Annotated in this window: 19 protein-coding genes and 1 riboswitch; of the genes, 9 read left to right on the top strand and 10 right to left on the bottom strand. The window is 58.6% G+C overall.

Features of this window, described 5'->3' with window-relative positions:
• Positions 1-75 precede the first annotated feature (75 nt).
• The gene (locus tag EDF75_RS20190) at positions 76-840 is read left to right on the top strand and encodes a DedA family protein (protein ID WP_133600670.1); all 765 of its coding nucleotides are present in this window, start codon (positions 76-78) and stop codon (positions 838-840) included.
• Here EDF75_RS20190 and thiQ read toward each other — a convergent pair.
• From thiQ to sgrR, 4 genes are all read right to left on the bottom strand, one after another.
• A complete protein-coding gene (thiQ, locus tag EDF75_RS20185; RefSeq protein WP_133600669.1) occupies positions 827-1,528 on the bottom strand; it encodes a thiamine ABC transporter ATP-binding protein ThiQ in 702 nt (233 codons plus the stop codon). The genes EDF75_RS20190 and thiQ overlap by 14 nt on opposite strands.
• On the bottom strand, positions 1,512-3,122 hold the full coding sequence (gene thiP, locus EDF75_RS20180) for a thiamine/thiamine pyrophosphate ABC transporter permease ThiP (protein WP_133600668.1): 1,611 nt from the start codon (positions 3,120-3,122) through the stop codon (positions 1,512-1,514). The genes thiQ and thiP overlap by 17 nt, the downstream gene beginning before the upstream one ends.
• Positions 3,098-4,081: a thiamine ABC transporter substrate binding subunit gene (gene thiB, locus EDF75_RS20175; protein WP_133600667.1), complete on the bottom strand. Its 984-nt coding sequence runs from the start codon at positions 4,079-4,081 to the stop codon at positions 3,098-3,100. Before thiB ends, thiP begins: the two co-directional genes overlap by 25 nt.
• Before the next feature lie 32 nt (positions 4,082-4,113).
• Positions 4,114-4,260, bottom strand: a riboswitch (TPP riboswitch).
• A 61-nt stretch (positions 4,261-4,321) separates the two neighbouring features.
• Positions 4,322-5,977, bottom strand: a complete 1,656-nt coding sequence (sgrR, locus tag EDF75_RS20170; RefSeq protein WP_133600666.1) for an HTH-type transcriptional regulator SgrR — start codon at positions 5,975-5,977, stop codon at positions 4,322-4,324.
• A gap of 87 nt (positions 5,978-6,064) precedes the next feature.
• Between sgrR and sgrT the strand changes: the two genes are divergently transcribed.
• Together sgrT and EDF75_RS20160 are read left to right on the top strand one after the other, a co-directional pair.
• A complete protein-coding gene (sgrT, locus tag EDF75_RS20165) occupies positions 6,065-6,217 on the top strand; it encodes a glucose uptake inhibitor SgrT (RefSeq protein ID WP_072051895.1) in 153 nt (50 codons plus the stop codon).
• A gap of 185 nt (positions 6,218-6,402) precedes the next feature.
• On the top strand, positions 6,403-7,587 hold the full coding sequence (locus tag EDF75_RS20160; protein ID WP_123710120.1) for a sugar efflux transporter: 1,185 nt from the start codon (positions 6,403-6,405) through the stop codon (positions 7,585-7,587).
• A 38-nt stretch (positions 7,588-7,625) separates the two neighbouring features.
• On the opposite strand, the gene aroD is transcribed toward EDF75_RS20160, so the two are convergent.
• From aroD to leuL, 6 genes are all read right to left on the bottom strand, one after another.
• Positions 7,626-8,381, bottom strand: a complete 756-nt coding sequence (gene aroD, locus EDF75_RS20155) for a type I 3-dehydroquinate dehydratase (protein WP_133600665.1) — start codon at positions 8,379-8,381, stop codon at positions 7,626-7,628.
• A gap of 94 nt (positions 8,382-8,475) precedes the next feature.
• Entirely contained in the window at positions 8,476-9,081 is a 606-nt protein-coding gene (leuD, locus tag EDF75_RS20150; RefSeq protein WP_123710118.1) for a 3-isopropylmalate dehydratase small subunit, read from the bottom strand.
• Between the two features lie 10 nt (positions 9,082-9,091).
• Positions 9,092-10,492 carry a 3-isopropylmalate dehydratase large subunit gene (leuC, locus tag EDF75_RS20145; protein ID WP_133600664.1) on the bottom strand — a complete coding sequence of 467 codons (1,401 nt, stop codon included), beginning with the start codon at positions 10,490-10,492 and terminating at the stop codon, positions 9,092-9,094.
• 2 nt (positions 10,493-10,494) lie between these two features.
• Positions 10,495-11,586: a 3-isopropylmalate dehydrogenase gene (gene leuB, locus EDF75_RS20140; protein WP_041144036.1), complete on the bottom strand. Its 1,092-nt coding sequence runs from the start codon at positions 11,584-11,586 to the stop codon at positions 10,495-10,497.
• The gene (gene leuA / locus EDF75_RS20135; RefSeq protein ID WP_045859921.1) at positions 11,586-13,157 is read right to left on the bottom strand and encodes a 2-isopropylmalate synthase; all 1,572 of its coding nucleotides are present in this window, start codon (positions 13,155-13,157) and stop codon (positions 11,586-11,588) included. The genes leuB and leuA overlap by 1 nt, the downstream gene beginning before the upstream one ends.
• A 94-nt stretch (positions 13,158-13,251) precedes the next feature.
• Positions 13,252-13,338, bottom strand: coding sequence for a leu operon leader peptide (leuL, locus tag EDF75_RS20130; RefSeq protein WP_115193567.1), 87 nt, complete (start codon positions 13,336-13,338; stop codon positions 13,252-13,254).
• Positions 13,339-13,364: 26 nt separating this feature from the next.
• Here leuL and EDF75_RS20125 point away from each other — a divergent pair, with 26 nt between their 5' ends.
• The 6 genes from EDF75_RS20125 (at position 13,365) to cra (ending at position 18,785) form a co-directional block, all read left to right on the top strand.
• The gene (locus EDF75_RS20125; protein ID WP_133600663.1) at positions 13,365-13,616 is read left to right on the top strand and encodes a hypothetical protein; all 252 of its coding nucleotides are present in this window, start codon (positions 13,365-13,367) and stop codon (positions 13,614-13,616) included.
• Positions 13,617-13,941: 325 nt separating this feature from the next.
• Positions 13,942-14,910 carry a transcriptional regulator LeuO gene (gene leuO, locus EDF75_RS20120; RefSeq protein ID WP_133600802.1) on the top strand — a complete coding sequence of 323 codons (969 nt, stop codon included), beginning with the start codon at positions 13,942-13,944 and terminating at the stop codon, positions 14,908-14,910.
• Positions 14,911-14,976: 66 nt separating this feature from the next.
• Positions 14,977-15,180, top strand: coding sequence for a hypothetical protein (locus EDF75_RS20115; RefSeq protein WP_133600662.1), 204 nt, complete (start codon positions 14,977-14,979; stop codon positions 15,178-15,180).
• Positions 15,181-15,380: 200 nt separating this feature from the next.
• Positions 15,381-17,105, top strand: a complete 1,725-nt coding sequence (gene ilvI / locus EDF75_RS20110; RefSeq protein WP_133600661.1) for an acetolactate synthase 3 large subunit — start codon at positions 15,381-15,383, stop codon at positions 17,103-17,105.
• A gap of 2 nt (positions 17,106-17,107) precedes the next feature.
• Positions 17,108-17,599, top strand: a complete 492-nt coding sequence (gene ilvN, locus EDF75_RS20105) for an acetolactate synthase small subunit (RefSeq protein ID WP_041144039.1) — start codon at positions 17,108-17,110, stop codon at positions 17,597-17,599.
• Positions 17,600-17,780: 181 nt separating this feature from the next.
• Positions 17,781-18,785 carry a catabolite repressor/activator gene (gene cra / locus EDF75_RS20100; protein ID WP_041144040.1) on the top strand — a complete coding sequence of 335 codons (1,005 nt, stop codon included), beginning with the start codon at positions 17,781-17,783 and terminating at the stop codon, positions 18,783-18,785.
• Positions 18,786-18,976 lie beyond the last annotated feature (191 nt).

The following is an 18,976-nucleotide window of genomic DNA, read 5'->3' as shown; positions in this document are numbered from 1 at the left end:
TTCAGACAATTGATGGCTTGACGAAGGCGCGACGGCTCTGGAGAATCCGTGCTTCGTTTTTAAACCGGGCACACTATGCAAGCATTGCTGGAACATTTTATCACCCAATCCACGGTCTACTCGCTGATAGCCGTGATGCTGGTCGCCTTTCTTGAATCGCTGGCGCTGGTCGGGCTGATACTGCCGGGCACGGTGATGATGGCCGGGCTGGGCGCGCTGATCGGCAGCGGTGAGGTTAACTTCTGGCAGGCGTGGCTGGCGGGGATTGTCGGCTGTTTATTCGGCGACTGGATCTCATTCTGGCTTGGCTGGCGGTTTAAAAAACCGCTGCATCGCTGGTCGTTTATGAAGAAAAACAAGGCGCTGCTTGATAAGACCGAGCACGCGCTGCACCAGCACAGCATGGTCACGATCCTGATCGGACGCTTCGTCGGGCCGACGCGGCCGCTGGTGCCGATGGTTGCCGGAATGCTTGACCTGCCGGTGGCGAAATTTATTCTGCCGAATATTATCGGCTGCCTGCTGTGGCCGCCGCTCTACTTTTTGCCGGGCATTCTTGCCGGCGCGGCCATTGATATTCCCGCCGATGAGAACAGCGCCAGCTTTAAGTGGCTGCTGCTGGGCGCCGCGCTGCTGGCGTGGCTGGCGGGCTGGCTCTGCTGGCGCCTGTGGCGTAGCGCGAAAACAAGCGATCGTCTGACCCGGCTGCTGCCGCGTACGCGTCTGCTGTGGCTGTCGCCGCTGGCGCTGGTGCTGGCGGGCGTGGCGTTAACCCTGGTGATTCGCCACCCGCTGATGCCGGTCTATCTCAATATTCTGCACCACGTTATCGCGCGCTGATCCCGAGCAGATGCGAGGCGCTGCTGCTGCCGCTTAAGAGCGCATCGGTGGCACCATCCCAGGCGATGCGCCCGTCGGCCACCACCAGCGACCGAGGGGCGATGCGGGCGGCATCCTCCACGCTATGCGACACCATCAGCAGCGTCAAATTCCGGCGCTGGCAAACCTCCGCAACCAAAATCAGCATCTCCTGGCGCAGCGCCGGATCGAGCGCGGAAAACGGCTCATCCAGCAGCAGTATCGGCTGCTCGCGGACCAGACAGCGCGCCAGCGCCGCGCGCTGGCGCTGGCCACCGGAGAGCTCGCCGGGAAGCCTCTCCAGCAGGGAATCGATGCCCATCTGTTCGGCAATGGCCAGCAGGCTGGCGTTTTGCCCGGCGCTCAGCTTAAGGCCGGGGTGCATGCCGAGGCCGATGTTCTGGTGGATGGTGAGATGGTTGAAGAGGTTATTTTCCTGAAACAGCATTGATACCGGGCGACGGGCGGGCGGCGTCGCGGTATGCGGCTCGCCGTCGATGACGATGCTGCCGCTCGCCGGCGGCAAAAAGCCGGCAATCAGGTTCAGCAGCGTGCTTTTCCCCGCCCCGCTGGGGCCGAGCACCGCAATGCGTTCGCCGCGCCGTACGGAAAGGGTGAAACGCATCGGCAGGTGCTGATACAGCCAGGTTACATCATTCAGTTTTAACATCACGCCCCGGTAGCTTCTCAATCACGGTAAAGAGGACAAAGCACAGCGCCAGCAGCAGCAGGGCGGTCACGGCACCGTCCTGGCTGCGATAGGCGCCAATCTGCTGATACAGATAGAACGGCAGGGTGCGGAAATCGTCGTTGCCGAACAGCGCCACCACGCCGAAATCACCGATCGACAGCACGCAGGCAAAGGCCAGCGCCTGGGCCAGCGGACGCTTCAGGGCGCGGAGCTCAACGACCCTCAGGCGGGTAAAGCCGCTGATTCCCAGCGAGTGGCAGAGCATGCCGTAGCGCACGGCGACGTCGCGCATCGGATTTTCCAGCACCTTCAGCGCATAGGGGATCGCCATCAGCGCATTGGTGAAGATAACGATGCCGTCGGCGGAGTCGGGCAGGCCAACGCTATTATTGAGCAGTAAAAAGAAGCCGGTCGCGAGCACAATTCCCGGCATGGCGAGGATCAGCATTCCGCTGAGCTCCAGCGCCTGGCCGGCCAGCGGTCGGCTGCGGATGCGCAGCTCGCGGCTGCTCCACAGCAGCATCATCGTCAGAACAACGCTGAGTATGCCGGCGGCCAGCGCGATACGCAGGGAGGTCGATAAGGCTTGCCATAGCGCAGGCTGGGCCAGCACCCGCGGCAGATTGTTATTCAGGCCATCGATGACGACCGCCAGCAGCGGCGGCAGCAGCAGCAGCAGTGCGATCGCGATGAGCACGAAATCGGTCAGGCGGCTGTGCAGGCGATCGTCGGGGTCGCGCCAGCCGCGCACGTGGGTCACGCCGATCGCCACGGTCTTGCTCAGGCGCTGGCTGAGCAGCACCAGCCCGAGGCAGCAGCTCATCTGGATCAGCGCCAGCATCGCCGCGCGGGCCGGATCGTAATCAAAGCTCAGCGCCTGGTAGATCGCCAGCTCGATGGTAGTGGCCCGCGGGCCGCCGCCAAGGGAGAGGACGGTCGCGAAGCTGGCAAAGCAGAGCATAAAGATTAGCGCCGCCACCGGAGGAATTTGCCGCCGCAGCCACGGCCACTCGACGAAGCGGAAAAAGTGAAAGCCGCGCATGCCAAGCTGGGCCGCTATTTGCCGCTGTTCGCCGGGGATATTCTCCAGCGCCTGCAGCAGCAGGCGGGTCGCCATCGGCATATTGAAGAAGACGTGCGCCAGCAGAATTCCCTGCAGCCCGTAGGGGGAGAAATCCCACCGCCATCCCAGCGCGCTAAATGCCGCCGCCAGCCAGCCCTGGCGGCCGTAAACGCTCAGGATGCCAAATACCGCCACCAGTACCGGCAGGATGAGCGTCATCGCGCACAGGCGCAGCAGCAGCGTGCGGCCGGGAAAGCGGCGCCGGTAAAGGGCGCGGGCAAGAAAAATAGCCGGTACCACCGAAAGCAGCGCCGAGAGAAACGCCTGCCAGAAGGAGAAGCGGACGACGTGCCAGAGATAGCTGTCGCGAACGATCGCCAGCCAGGCCGCCTCCGGCGCGCTGCTCCAGAGCGCCAGAAAAGCAGCCAGCGCCACCACGACCAGCACGGCGGCGGCCGTCAGGCCCGGCAGCAGCCAGCCGATAGTTAGCGGCTGACGGCGCGTTGCCATGCGTTAATCCAGTTCTGTCGTTCGCCAGCGACCTGCTGCGGAGTGAACTCCAGGGTGGTCTGCGGTTTGATCAGCGCGTCAAAGCCGGCAGGGAGCGTCACCTGGGTGACGGGGTACATCCAGTTGCCCGCCGGAATCGCATTCTGGAATCCCGGAGAGACCATAAACTTAAGGAACTTCTCCGCCAGCTCCGGCTGCTTGCTGGCCGCGGTGCGGGCCGCCACTTCGACCTGCAGGTAGTGGCCTTCGCTGAAGCCGGCCGCCGCATAGTTATCTTTTTTCTCTTCGATGATGTGATAGGCCGGAGAGGTGGTATAGCTCAGCACCAGGTCGCTTTCCCCCTTCAGGAACAGGCCGTAGGCCTCGCTCCAGCCCTTGGTCACGGTGACGGTTTTCGCCGCCAGCTTCTCCCACGCCTGCGGGGATTTGTCGCCGTACACTTTCTGCATCCACAGCAGCAGGCCGAGCCCCGGCGTGCTGGTGCGCGGATCTTCATAGATCACCCGCCATTTTTGGTCGCTCTCAACCAACTCCTTCAGACTTTTGGGCGGGTTTTTGAGCTTGTTTTTATCGTAGACGAAGGCGAAATAGCCGTAATCAAAGGGGACGAAGGTATCGTTGTTCCAGCCGCCGGGCACCGTAAGCGCGTCGGTCGGCACGTTGCTTTTGGCGAACAGCTTGCTTTGCGCCGCCGCTTCCAGCAGGTTGTTGTCCAGTCCGAGCACCACGTCGGCTTTGCTGTTTTTGCCTTCCATGCGCAGGCGATTCAGCAGCGAGACGCCATCTTCCAGCGCCACGAACTTCAGCTCGCAGCCGCAGTCGGCTTCAAAGGCCTTTTTGACGGCCGGGCCCGGCCCCCAGTCCGCGGAAAAGGAGTCGTAGGTATAGACGGTGAGAACGGGTTTTGCCAACGCGGGAGCGGCGACCAGCACCAGCAGCGGGAGTAATTTTTTCAACACTTTGCACCTCACAAAAAAGGGGTGGCAAAGGATTTTGAGTGAGCCTCAAATCCCTTCGCCGGCGTTATCCGGATCAGGTTCGACGGGTATTTTCTCAGCCCATACGCTTCATCCTGCAGGCTGTCTCAATGCAACCTGAATGAAGCGGCGTATGTTTATTAGCACCCCGTTGAGAACGGCGACCAGTGTAATGATTTTGTTAGCGGACCGAAAGTGCTTAAGCGCCCGCCGGGGAAGGCGCTAGGGTTCCGGCGGCGCAAACCACGCCGATTTAAAATCAAACCAGCCGAGGGTGTTCATCCTCACGCCGCGCATGCTGCGCTGGCCCTGGATCATCAGCCAGTGGTGGATCAACGGGACGATCGTTTGGTTGGCCAGCAGCTGCTGGCTCCAGGTCGCAGGGTTTAACTCGCCCGCATGCCAGCGGCCGGCGTCCTCCTCCCAGTCAATTGGGATGCAGTGACGAATGAGCGGGACTTCATACAGCCAGGCGAAGAGGGAGAAGTCGATCGGCAGGGTAAAGTTGGCGCTGTTTAACCAGATGTCGCTGACCACCTCGCCGCGGTGCCACTCCGCGTATTCCAGCTCGCGGATCTCCAGCCTGACCTGATGCTCGGCTAACAGCGTCGCCATAATGCCGCCGATCGCGCGATGCTCAATGTGGTCCTGATAATAGGTCAGCGTCACCGACTCGAGGCCCGCGGGCTTCTCGCAGGCGTGGCTGCGCGCGTGGTGCCAGCGCGGCAGCAGGCCGTAGGCCGGGAACCAGTTTCCCTGGTAATGTTCGCCCGCGTGGTAGAGCAGGTTCGCCGGCTGGAACAGGTAGCTCAGCCACTGGCGGACGGCGGCATTGGCGCCAAGCGGGCTGCGGGAATCAAACAGCAGGTAGTAGCAGCCCTCTTCCAGGCGGCTTTCGACGGCTTTCTCGCTCTGGGTGGTGCCCTGCAGGGTTAAGCCGCCGTTCGACTCTTCGCCAATCTCCGGCAGCACCCAGACGTTGACCTCGTCAATTAATGCCCGATAGCCGAAGTAGTCGTCGAAGGCGTGGATCTTCAGCTGGTTTTGGTTATTGCGCGCGACGGCATAAGGGCCGGTACCGATCGGCATCGCGGAGTAGTTCTCCATCGACTGCCATTCGCGCGGCAGTATCACCGCCGAAACCTGGCCCAGCAGCCACGGTAGCCAGCGATCCGGCTGCGTCAGATGGATATCCAGCGTCCAGGCGGTCGGCGAGACGATGCGCTCAATATGGGCGTACAGCGGCAGGGCGTTGCTGCGCAGCAAAGAGGCGATCACGTCCTCCATTTCCAGCTCGCGCCCGTGGTGAAAGTGGATGCCGGGACGCAAAAAAAAGCGCCAGTGGGTGGCCGATAGCTGCTGCCAGTGGTGGGCAATATCGGCTTCCAGTTCCCCGTTTTCCTCATTTACCCGCGTCAGGGCGCTAAAGATTTGCCGGGCGATATGGTTTTCCGAGCGGCGCAGCGCGCTGCCGGGGAGCAGATTTTTCATCGGCCGGTAGTAGAGCACGCGCAGAATATGCCGCCCCTGGCGAAAGCTCCGTCCGAGGTGGGAGACCAGCATCTGGCGCACGGCGGCCTTATCGCCGACCAGCTGCACCAGCTGATCGATGCGATCCTGCTCCAGCAGATCTTCCGCCCGCTGCTGCTGCAGCGCCAGGCCGGTGTAGAGGAAAGCCAGCTTCGAGCGCTTACCGCGACCCGCTTCCGCCTCCCAGGTTAGCCAGCCGCGCTCTTCCATCATGTTCAGCAGGGTTCGCATATGGCGGCGCGAGCAGCTTAGCATCTCAGCCAGCTCGTTGAGCGTCGTCTCCTGCGACCTCCCTTCGCAGCATTGCCACAGGCGGATGAACTGTTGTTGCAGACGGGCAGAAGACATAAAAGGGGAACTCCTGATGAAAACTCAGCAATTTATTAATCCTCATATTAGGCCAATAATAGATTTCGATGAAGCGAGGAGATGAATATGACGAGGTCAACCGCTAAACAGTTCTACCAACGCTACTTTTCTGCGACGCAGGATGCGTCATGGCTAGCCCGCCTGATGGCAGGACGACAGCAGGAAATACTCGGCGAGCTGATGCAGTGGGGAGTTACGTCGCCGACCTCCGATCGTTAACTTGCCGATATCATGTGTGACTGAGTATTGGTGCGTACCTGTCCGCTTTCGCGTTCCCGGCATTAGCGCGGCCTGCTTGTAGCGGCCGCCGGCCTGTAACCTGAAGCAGATAGAGTATAAAATCACCCGCCAGCAGATGACTTCTGCTGGCTTTTTTCGTTTTCTTCGCGTGCTAAGGACATGACATGCTGTGGTTAATGACGATGGGACGGCGGCTTAACGGCGTCTATGCGGCTTTTATGCTGGTCGCTTTTATGATGGGGATTGCCGGTGCGCTGCAGGCCCCGACGCTCAGCCTGTTTCTCAGCCGTGAGGTGGGCGCGCAGCCTTTCTGGGTCGGTCTGTTTTACACCGTTAACGCCATTGCCGGGATCGCGGTCAGCCTGGCGCTGGCGAAGCGCTCCGACAGCCAGGGCGACCGCCGCCGGCTGATTATGTTCTGCTGCCTGATGGCCGTGGGCAACGCGCTGCTGTTTGCCTTCAATCGCCACTACTTAACCCTGATTACCTGCGGCGTGATGCTGGCATCCATCGCCAATGCCGCGATGCCGCAGCTGTTCGCCCTGGCGCGGGAGTATGCCGACAGCTCGGCGCGGGAAGTGGTGATGTTCAGTTCGATCATGCGCGCCCAGCTGTCGCTGGCGTGGGTTATCGGCCCGCCGCTGGCCTTTATGCTGGCGCTGAACTACGGCTTTACCACCATGTTCTCCATTGCGGCCGCTATTTTTGTGATTAGCCTGGTGCTGATCGCCTGCAAGCTGCCGTCGGTGGCGAGGGTGGAGCAGCCTTCGGAGGCGGCAGGTGCGTTGGCGCAGGCCGGCGGCTGGCAGGATAAAAACGTGCGCATGCTGTTTATCGCCTCGACGCTGATGTGGACCTGCAACACCATGTACATCATCGATATGCCGCTGTGGATCAGCAGCGATCTCGGCCTGCCGGATAGCCTGGCGGGGATCCTCATGGGCACCGCGGCCGGTCTGGAGATCCCGGCGATGATTCTGGCGGGCTACTACGTCAAACGCTGGGGCAAGCGTCGCATGATGGTCGCCGCCGTGGCCGCCGGGGTGCTGTTCTACGCCGGACTGATCCTGTTCCACGACCGTACGGCGCTGCTGGCGCTGCAGCTGTTTAATGCGATTTTTATCGGTATTGTCGCCGGGATCGGTATGCTGTGGTTCCAGGACCTGATGCCGGGACGCGCGGGAGCGGCCACCACGCTGTTTACCAACAGTATTTCCACTGGCGTGATCCTGGCCGGCGTGCTGCAGGGGGCGCTGTCGCAGAGCTACGGCCACGCCAGCGTTTACTGGGCGATCGCGGCGATTTCGCTGGTGACCCTGTTTTTAACCGGCAAAGTGAAAGATATTTAGCCCGTTATCCGCCCGCGGATCGCCGCGGGCGGGCGAGTTCAGGAGAGGATATCGATCGTTTCCCGCAGCTGGCGGATGGCGATTTGCCCCGGCGCAGAGGCCTGGCCCGCGCTGCCGAACGTCATCGCTGAACCAAATAGTCGCCCGGTAACCCGGCTGATGCCACCCATTTTGCCCATCGACATGGTGACGATCGGGCCGGTAGCGTGCTTCTCCTTCATCGCCAGCGTGGCGGAGAGGAGCGTCAGCACATCCTGCGGAGACTGCGGCATGACCGCTATTTTCGGCAGGTCGGCGCCCAGCTCCTGCATGCGGCAGAGGCGGCGAATAATCTCCTCTTCGGGCGGTGTTTTCTGGAAATCATGATTGCTGACGATCGCCTTCACGCCGGCGGCGTGGGCATCGTCGATCAGCGATCGGATCTGCGTCTCATCGTTAAAGAGCTCGATATCAATCATCTCGACCAGCCCGCTGAGCGCGACCTGACGATTAAGGGCAAAGTACTCCGCCTCGTCGAGCTGCGCCTCGCCGCCCTCCTTTTGGCTGCGGAAGGTGAACAGCAGCGGCGTATCGGCGAGGATCTGGCGAACTTCAGCCAGCGCCAGCAGTACCTGTTCGCTCCTGCCGGCCTGGGCAAAGCCGTCGGCGCGCCATTCGATAATATCGGCGTCGACTTCTACCAGCGCCCGGGCACGAGCCTTCAGCTCATTGAGGGTTTGGCCCATCAGCGGGACGCAGATTCGGGTGGTACCTTCCTGGAAGGTGAGGTTCTTAACCGTTACGGTTGTCGTCATATCGGCGCCTGTGCGAATTTCCTGAGGACTTCTCAGCTCAGAAGGCATAAAAAAATGCCCGGTCATGGACCGGGCAGGGGAGCCGCTGGCGGCTTTAGTTCATAAAGGCCGGCTGCTTGTTCTCGTAGGCGGAGATCGCCTCTTCGTGCTGCAGCGTCAGGCCGATGCTATCGAGGCCGTTCAGCATGCAGTGGCGGCGGAAGGCGTCGATTTTAAAGCTGTACGATTTGTCGCCCGCTTTCACCACTTCGGATTCCAGATCCACCTCGAAGGTAATGCCCGGGTTGGCCTGCACCAGCTTAAACATCTCGTCGACCTGCTCGTCGCTCAGGGTCACCGGCAGCAGCTGGTTGTTAAAGCTGTTGCCGTAGAAGATGTCGGCAAAGCTGGGGGCGATAACCACCTTAAAGCCGTAATCGGTCAAAGCCCAGGGCGCGTGTTCGCGCGATGAGCCGCAGCCGAAGTTTTCCCGCGCCAGCAGAATAGAGGCGCCCTTGTACTCCGGGAAGTTGAGGACGAATTCCGGATTCGGCTGCTGCCCCTGGTCATCGAGGAAGCGCCAGTCGTTGAACAGATGCGCGCCAAAACCGGTGCGGGTCACTTTCTGCAGGAACTGCTTGGGAATGATCGCATCGGTATCGACGTTTGCGGCATCCAGCGGAACCACCAGGCCAGTATGTTGGGTAAATTTCTCTGCCATGATGGTCTCCTTATTTAATGTCGCGAATGTCGGCGAAATGGCCGCTGACGGCCGCCGCTGCGGCCATGGCCGGGCTGACTAAGTGGGTACGTCCGCCGCGGCCCTGGCGGCCTTCAAAGTTACGGTTGCTGGTGGATGCGCAGCGCTCGCCGGGGTTCAGGCGGTCGTTGTTCATCGCCAGGCACATGGAGCAGCCCGGCAGACGCCATTCAAAGCCGGCTTCGATAAAGATCTTATCCAGGCCTTCCGCTTCCGCCTGCGCCTTCACCGGGCCGGAGCCTGGGACAACCAGCGCCTGCACGCCCGGCGCGACTTTACGCCCTTTGGCAATTTCGGCCGCCGCGCGTAAGTCTTCAATACGCGAGTTGGTACAGGAGCCGATAAAGACTTTATCAATCGCGACGTCGGTCAGCGGGATGCCCGGCTTCAGGCCCATATAGGCCAGCGCTTTTTCCGCGCTTGCGCGCTCTACCGGATCGGCGAAAGAGGCAGGGTCGGGAATCATGTCGGTGACGGAGATAACCTGGCCCGGGTTGGTTCCCCAGGTGACCTGCGGAGCAATCTCTGCGGCCTGTAAGGTGACGACGGTGTCAAAGGTAGCGTCGGCGTCGGTGGTCAGGGTTTCCCAATAGGCGACCGCGTCGCTAAAGTCCTGGCCTTTAGGCGCGTGCAGACGGCCCTTCACGTAATCAAAGGTGGTCGCGTCCGGCGCTACCAGGCCCGCTTTCGCGCCCATCTCGATGGCCATATTGCACAGGGTCATGCGACCTTCCATGCTCAGGTTGCGAATGGCTTCGCCGCAGAATTCGACCACGTGGCCGGTACCGCCGGCGCTGCCGGTTTTGCCGATGATCGCCAGCACGATATCCTTCGCAGTGATCCCTGGCGCCGCCTGGCCCCGAACTTCAATCTTCATCGTTTTGGCGCGGCCCTGCTTCAGGGTCTGGGTGGCCAGCACGTGCTCGACTTCGGAGGTCCCGATGCCGAAAGCCAGCGCGCCGAACGCGCCGTGGGTCGCGGTATGGGAGTCGCCGCAAACGATGGTCATCCCCGGCAGGGTTACGCCCTGCTCGGGGCCCATTACGTGAACGATCCCCTGATACGGGTGGTTCAGGTCATACAGCTCAACGCCGAATTCGTTACAGTTCTTAATCAGCTCCTGCATCTGGATACGCGCCATTTCGCCGGACGCGTTGATGTCTTTGGTCTGAGTCGAAACGTTATGATCCATGGTGGCGAAGGTTTTCCCCGGCTGGCGAACCTGGCGGTTGTGCGCGCGCAGGCCGTCAAACGCCTGCGGGGAGGTTACTTCGTGTACCAGATGACGGTCGATGTACAGCAGCGGGGTTTCGTTTTGCGCTTCATAAACCACGTGAGCATCAAACAATTTTTCATACAACGTCTTCGCCATGATTACACCCCTTCAGCGACATAGCGGGCAATGATGTCGCCCATTTCATCGGTACTGACAGCCGCCGCGCCGCGCGCTAAATCGCCGGTACGGATGCCTTCTTCTAATGCGCGGTTGATCGCGCTTTCGATAGCCGTTGCCGCCGCGTCCGCGTCGAGGCTGTAGCGCAGCAGCAGCGCCAGCGACAGGATTTGGGCTATCGGGTTAGCGATGTTCTTGCCGGCGATATCCGGCGCCGAGCCGCCTGCGGGCTCGTACAGGCCAAAGCCTTGTTCATTGAGGCTGGCGGAGGGTAGCATGCCCATTGAGCCGGTGATCATCGCGCATTCGTCGGACAGGATGTCGCCGAACAGGTTGGAGCACAGCAGCACGTCGAACTGGGACGGGTCTTTAATCAGCTGCATGGTGGCGTTGTCGATATACATGTGCGCCAGCTCAACGTCCGGGTACTCTTTGGCGATTTCGCCGACGATTTCTCGCCACAGAATGGAGGACTGCAGCACGTTGGCTTTGTCGATAGAGGTCACTTTGCTCCGGCGCTTGCGGGCCGATTCAAACGCGATGTGCGCAATGCGCTCGATCTCAAAGCGGTGGTAAACCTCGGTATCAAACGCTTTCTCGTGATGGCCGCTGCCTTCACGACCCTTCGGCTGGCCGAAGTAAATGCCGCCGGTCAGTTCACGGACGCACAGGATATCGAAGCCGTTGGCGGCGATATCCGCGCGCAGCGGGCAAAACTCTTCCAGCCCCTGATACAGCTTCGCCGGACGCAGGTTGCTGAACAGCTTGAAATGTTTACGCAGCGGCAGCAGCGCGCCGCGCTCCGGCTGCTCTGCGGGCGGCAGGTGCTCCCATTTTGGGCCACCGACCGAGCCGAACAGAATGGCGTCTGCCTGCTCGCAGCCGTCTACGGTTGCCTGCGGCAGCGGGGTGCCCTGGCGGTCGATGGCGATGCCGCCAACGTCATACTGGCTGGTGGTAATGCGCATATCAAAACGGTTACGGACGGCTTCCAGTACTTTCATCGCCTGGTTCATGACTTCCGGGCCAATGCCATCACCTGGCAAAACAGCAATATGATAATTCTTCGACATTACACGGTTTCCTTATTGTTCTCGTTATTCTGAGCTTTGCGTTGCAACTCTTTTTCGACTTCAGCGGCGCGCCAGATGTTGTTCAGGACGTGAACCATCGCCTTCGCCGAGGACTCCACGATATCCGTCGCCAGCCCGACGCCGTGGAAGCGGCGGCCGTTGTAGTTAACGACGATATCCACCTGGCCCAGCGCGTCTTTACCGTGGCCCTTGGCGCTTAAACCATACTTAACCAGCTCGATGTCATACGCCGTAACGCGGTTGATGGCCTGATATACGGCATCGACCGGGCCGTTGCCGTTAGCCGCTTCGGACTTCACTTCGTCGCCGCAGGCCAGCTTGACGGAGGCGGTGGCGATGGCGTTGGAGCCGGACTGCACGCTGAAGTAGTCCAGGCGGAAATGCTCAGGCTCTTCCTGCTGCTTGTTAATAAAGGCCAGCGCCTCCAGGTCGTAGTCGAAGACCTGACCTTTTTTGTCCGCCAGCTTCAGGAAGGCGTCATACAGGTGGTCCATGTTGTAGTCGCTTTCCTTGTAGCCCATCTCTTCCATGCGGTGCTTCACCGCCGCGCGGCCGGAGCGGGAGGTCAGGTTCAGCTGCACCTGATTCAGGCCGATGGATTCCGGGGTCATGATTTCGTAGTTTTCGCGGTTCTTCAGCACGCCGTCCTGGTGAATACCGGAAGAGTGGGCGAAAGCGCCGGTGCCGACGATGGCTTTGTTCGCCGGGATCGGCATGTTGCAAATCTGGCTGACGGTCTGGCTGGTGCGCCAGATTTCGCTGTGATTGATGCGGGTGCGTACGTCCATAATATCTTTACGCACCTTGATGGCCATGATCACTTCTTCCAGCGAACAGTTGCCCGCACGTTCGCCGATGCCGTTCATGGCGCCTTCAACCTGGCGCGCGCCGGCGTGGACGGCGGCAATGGCGTTGCCGACGGCTAAGCCCAAATCGTCATGGGTGTGAACTGAAATGATCGCTTTGTCGATGTTCGGCACGCGCTCGTACAGGCCGGTAATGATGTTGGAGAATTCGAACGGCATGGTATAGCCGACGGTATCCGGGATGTTAATGGTGGTAGCGCCGGCGCGGATGGCGGCTTCAACGACGCGCGCCAGGTCAGCAATCGGCGTACGGCCGGCATCTTCGCAGGAGAACTCAACGTCGTCGGTATAGTTACGGGCGCGTTTAATCATATAGATCGAACGCTCAATCACCTCATCGAGGGTGCTGCGCAGCTTGGTGGCGATGTGCATCGGCGAGGTGGCGATAAACGTATGAATACGGAACGCTTCGGCGATTTTTAAGGATTCGGCCGCGACATCGATATCTTTCTCTACGCAGCGCGCCAGGGCGCAGACGCGGCTGTTTTTGATGGTGCGCGCGATGGTCTGTACGGATTCAAAGTCGCCCGGAGATGAGACAGGGAAGCCGACTTCCATCACGTCTACGCCCATACGCTCAAGGGCCAGGGCAATCTGCAGCTTCTCTTTAACGCTCAGGCTGGCCTGTAACGCTTGTTCCCCGTCACGTAAGGTCGTATCGAAAATAATGACTTGCTGGCTCATGGTTAAATCCTTAATCGGTGTCCTGGGCGCCTTGCTGACGAGCATAAAAAAACCCGCGCAATGGCGCGGGTTTTATAGTCTTACTGGAAGATGACTAACGCTTAACGTCGCCCAGCAGCCTACCGCGCAAATTGGATGCGTTTAGTAGTAGTAGGCTGGTGAAACGAGTGCTGCGAATCATTGCGTCATGCTCCAGATGAAATCGATATGCTCTTAGAGTTACTGGATACGCCTTTTGATGTCAACCCCGGAGGGGGAAAAACGCCTTTTTACCTTGTCACTGAATTAGCTAATTGTGCTGAAGATCGCGCTTTTTTGCCGACAATCGTTTTTAGCGCCGCGGCAGGGGCGAGGCCATTTAAAACATTCGCACAATTTCCTTTTCATTCAAGGCCTCACGCTGGCGGGGTGGCAACGGCAGCCATCTTAATGAAAAGACTGAGGATATTTGCCATGTGAATATATTTAAATGAGTCCAGGCTAATTATCTATGATAACGACATGTTAATTTTAATAGCGTATTCAATCGATACTTTAATACCGCTTAAATTTAAGTTAACTATTCCTGCCGTTGTTTATCCTTATAACTTATGAGTAAACTGAGCGCCATCAAGTAATCGATATAGTTAAAATGAAACGGCCATTTTCTAATTCTGCTTATTTTTGCTGAAATCATAACTTTGATATATTCCTAAAATTCATTTTTACCCTTTTGCAAATTTCATATGCGTGCTAAATGATATTTTCAGCATTAATTACTGTACTTGTGCAAAGGGAATTTAGCCTGATGGTGAAATTAGATATGATAATTGAAAGTATTGAATATCAAGCAGCCCCGGCGGCGGAGGTGACGAAACCTCAGCTACGCATGGTCGATCTCAATCTGCTCACCGTCTTTGATGCGGTGATGCAGGAGCAGAATATCACTCGCGCGGCGCATTCTCTGGGGATGTCGCAGCCGGCGGTCAGCAACGCCGTATCGCGTCTGAAGGTGATGTTTAATGACGAGCTGTTCGTTCGCTACGGCCGCGGAATTCAGCCAACGGCGCGTGCGTTCCAGCTGTTTGGCTCGGTACGCCAGGCTCTGCAGCTGGTGCAGAACGAGCTGCCGGGCTCCGGCTTTGAGCCAATAAGCAGCGAGCGGGTGTTTAATTTATGCGTGTGCAGCCCGCTGGATAACTATTTGACCGCCACAATCCTCAATAAGGTTAGCGAAACCGCGCCAAATATTCATTTGATTTTTAAATCGGCGCTGAATCAAAATACCGACCATCAATTACGTTATCAGGAAATTGAATTCGTGGTGGGCTATGAAGAGTTTCGTCGTCCTGAATTTGCCTGCGTGCCGCTGTTTAACGATGAGATGGTATTAGTCGCCAGTCGTCAGCATCCGCGTATTAGCGGATTGCTGGCAGAAGAGGACATTTATCGGGAAGAGCACGCGGTTGTGGCCCTGGATCGCTATGCTTCATTCAGCCAGCCCTGGTATGACACTCTCGATAAACAGGCGCGAATTGCCTATCAGGGCAATGCGATGGTCAGCGTATTAAACGTGATTTCGCAAACGCAAATGGTGGCTATTGCGCCGCGTTGGCTGGCGGCTGAATTCGCGGATAAGCTTAACCTGCAGCTGGTCACGCTGCCGCTGCAGGTTAATAGCCGGACCTGCTATCTCTCATGGCACGAAGCCGCGGGTCGCGATAAAGGCCACCAGTGGATGGAAGAACTGCTGGTCAGTATCTGCCGGCGCTAATCTGTGCGTATATCACCACAAACGGGAGCCGCGGCTCCTGCTTTGTGAGCGGGCTGCAGGGGATATTTGGGCCTGCCGCTGACCGGGGCTAACGCCGCGGTGCTTTACGGATGGTTTTATCTATTATTAAGTAATAATCCAGAATTTTATTCTGTTTATCTGCGGCGGCTGGCGGCAGATTCAGATGAAAAATGGATGATTTCCTGCGGTGTGGCAATTTGTCCGAGTAATGATTTGCGTCAATTCCTGTCGGTGAAGTTTTCCACCTGATTTTTTATCAAATCTTATTTTTTATTCTTTTAATACCTCTCATGTACCCGCGGTGGCGAATTGCCTGCCCGTTAGCGACCAGTTATGGTAAAGGCACGCAGTCCATTCACCTCAATGCGAAGACGAAACTCTGCGCATTGTGCGAGCGCGCGGAAATTGAGTTCCGCTGTCGTTAAAAACAATAAGCCGGGAGGCAAACCATGGAGATGTTGTCAGGAGCCGAGATGGTCGTCCAGTCGCTTGTCGATCAGGGCGTCAAGCAAGTATTCGGTTATCCAGGGGGGGCGGTCCTCGATATCTATGATGCTCTACATACCCTCGGCGGTATCGATCATATTTTGGTCCGCCACGAGCAGGCCGCGGTGCATATGGCGGACGGTCTCGCCCGCGCAACGGGCGAGGTCGGGGTCGTACTGGTGACCTCCGGGCCCGGGGCCACGAACGCCATTACCGGCATTGCGACGGCGTACATGGACTCTATCCCTCTGGTGATCCTCTCCGGACAGGTGGCGACTTCCCTGATTGGTTACGACGCTTTCCAGGAGTGCGACATGGTCGGTATTTCCCGACCGGTGGTGAAGCACAGCTTCCTGGTTAAGCAAACCGAAGATATCCCCGGCGTCCTGAAGAAAGCCTTCTGGCTGGCGGCCAGCGGCCGTCCCGGCCCGGTTGTCGTCGATCTGCCGAAAGATATCCTCAACCCGGCGAACAAGCTGCCGTACGTCTGGCCGGATGCGGTCAGCATGCGCTCCTATAACCCGACAACCAGCGGGCATAAAGGACAAATTAAACGCGCTCTGCAAACGCTGATCGCGGCCAAACACCCGGTGGTATACGTTGGCGGCGGGGCGATTAACGCTCAATGCGAAGAGCAGCTGTATAGCCTGGTGGAGAAACTGAATCTGCCGGTCGCGTCGTCGCTGATGGGGCTGGGCGCTTTCCCGGCCTCGCACCAGCAGGCGCTGGGCATGCTGGGCATGCACGGCACCTATGAAGCCAACATGACGATGCATCACTCCGACGTGATTTTCGCCGTTGGCGTCCGCTTTGACGATCGCACGACCAACAATCTGGCAAAATACTGCCCGAATGCCACGGTGCTGCATATCGACATCGATCCGACGTCAATTTCGAAAACGGTGCCGGCGGACGTGCCGATCGTTGGCGATGCTCGCCTGGTGCTGGAGCAGATGCTGGAGCTGCTGGAGCAGGAAGAGGCGCTGCAGCCGCTGGATGAGCTTCGCGACTGGTGGCGGCAGATCGAGCAGTGGCGCGCGCGTCACTGTCTGCAATACGATACGCAAAGCGGCAAGATCAAACCGCAGGCGGTGATCGAGACCATCTGGCGTCTGACCAACGGGGATGCCTACGTCACCTCCGACGTCGGTCAGCATCAGATGTTTGCCGCGCTCTATTATCCCTTTGATAAGCCGAGACGCTGGATCAACTCCGGCGGCCTGGGCACGATGGGCTTTGGCCTGCCCGCGGCGCTCGGCGTGAAGATGGCGCTGCCGGATGAGACCGTTATTTGCGTCACCGGCGACGGCAGTATTCAGATGAATATCCAGGAGCTTTCCACCGCGCTGCAGTACGAACTGCCGGTTCTGGTGCTGAACCTGAACAATCGCTATCTCGGAATGGTGAAACAGTGGCAGGACATGATCTATTCCGGCCGCCACTCGCAGTCGTATATGGAGTCGCTCCCGGATTTTGTCCGCCTCGCAGAAGCGTATGGTCACGTAGGGATTCGCATTAACGAGCCGCAGGAGCTGGAGTCGAAGCTGACCGAAGCGCTGGAGCAGGTGCGTAATAATCGTCTGGTCTTCGTCGACGTAACGGTTGACGGCAGCGAGCACGTGTATCCGATGCATATCCGCGGCGGCGGGATGGACGAGATGTGGTTGAGCAAAACGGAGAGAACCTGATTATGCGCCGGATATTATCGGTATTACTGGAAAACGAATCGGGCGCCTTATCGCGCGTTATTGGTCTCTTTGCGCAGCGTGGGTATAACATTGAAAGCCTGACGGTGGCACCCACCGATGACCCGACGCTCTCGCGGATGACGATTCAGACCGTGGGCGATGAGAAAGCGATCGAGCAGATCGAAAAGCAGCTGCATAAGCTGGTGGACGTGCTGCGCGTCAGCGAGCTCGGACAAAACTCGCACGTTGAGCGCGAGATCATGCTGGTGAAGGTGCAGGCCAGCGGTTTTGGCCGCGAGGAGGTCAAGCGTAACACCGAGATCTTCCGCGGGCAGATTATTGACGTCACCCCGTCTATCTACACCGTTCAGCTGGTTGGCACCAGCGATAAGCTGGATGCATTCATCGCCTCGCTGCGTGACGTTGCGAGAATCGTTGAAGTTGCGCGCTCGGGCGTCGTTGGCCTGTCGCGCGGCGACAAAATAATGCGCTGAGTCGCTGAAATTGAGCTAAAAATAGCCCGGCACAAACTGTCGGGCTATTTTTTTGCGAAATCGGTAGGAACTGGAGACAAAACCGGTTGCTGTGCTAACTGTTCTGCGTTTAGATGTTATGAAAATGAATCCATACCTGAAGAAAGGTTATGTTCTGTACTAAATTACCCAAGGGGCAATTGTGAAACTGGATGAAATCGCCCGGCTGGCCGGTGTCTCGCGAACCACCGCTAGCTATGTGATTAACGGTAAAGCGAAGCAGTACCGCGTGAGCGATAAAACGGTCGAAAAGGTGATGGCTGTGGTTCGTGAACACAACTATCATCCGAATGCGGTCGCTGCCGGCCTGCGTGCAGGACGCACGCGTTCTATTGGTCTGGTCATTCCGGATCTGGAAAACACCAGCTATACCCGCATTGCTAACTACCTCGAGCGGCAGGCGCGCCAGCGCGGCTATCAGCTGCTGATCGCCTGTTCGGAAGATCAGCCCGATAACGAGATGCGCTGCATTGAGCACCTGCTGCAGCGCCAGGTCGATGCGATTATCGTGTCGACCTCATTACCGCCCGAGCACCCGTTCTATCAGCGCTGGGCCAACGATCCGTTCCCGATAGTCGCGCTCGATCGCGCGCTCGATCGCGAACACTTCACCAGCGTTGTCGGCGCCGATCGCGACGATGCGGAAATGCTCGGCGCCGAGCTGCGTAAATTCCCCGGCGACAGCGTGCTGTATCTTGGCGCTCTGCCTGAGCTGTCGGTGAGCTTCCTGCGCGAGCAGGGCTTCCGGACCGCGTGGCAGGACGATCCGCGTGAGGTGCAGTATCTCTACGCTAACAGCTACGAGCGCGAAGCGGCGGGTCAGCTGTTCGAGAAGTGGCTGGAAACCCATCCGATGCCGCAGGCGCTGTTTACCACCTCCTTCCCACTGCTGCAGGGCGTGATGGACGTGACGCTGCGTCGGGAAGGCAAGCTGCCCTCCGAGCTGGCGATTGCGACCTTCGGCGATAACGAACTGCTGGATTTCCTCCAGTGTCCGGTACTGGCGGTGGCTCAGCGCCACCGTGACGTTGCCGAGCGCGTGCTGGAGATCGTCCTCGCCAGCCTCGACGAACCGCGCAAGCCAAAGCCTGGCCTAAGCCGGATTCGCCGGAATTTGTATCGCCGCGGGAGCCTGAACCGCCGTTGAATATTTCCGGCAGCGGGCTGCCGGGATAATTCTGCCGCTGCTCGCCAGACGGATGCACGTCTGGCGATAATCCATACAAATTGCCTTAAAAATGCAAAACTGAATATCTTTCAGACAAATCCCTAAACTTCTTTACGCATTATTTTGTTTTATTCTGGAGTAGGGGCTTTCTTGCACCTGATGGGTATAAG

It is taken from the genome of Klebsiella sp. BIGb0149 (assembly GCF_004362605.1).
Lineage (GTDB): Bacteria > Pseudomonadota > Gammaproteobacteria > Enterobacterales > Enterobacteriaceae > Klebsiella > Klebsiella terrigena.
Note: the sequence above shows the minus strand (reverse complement) of the source record. Positions and strands in the feature narration are given on the sequence as shown.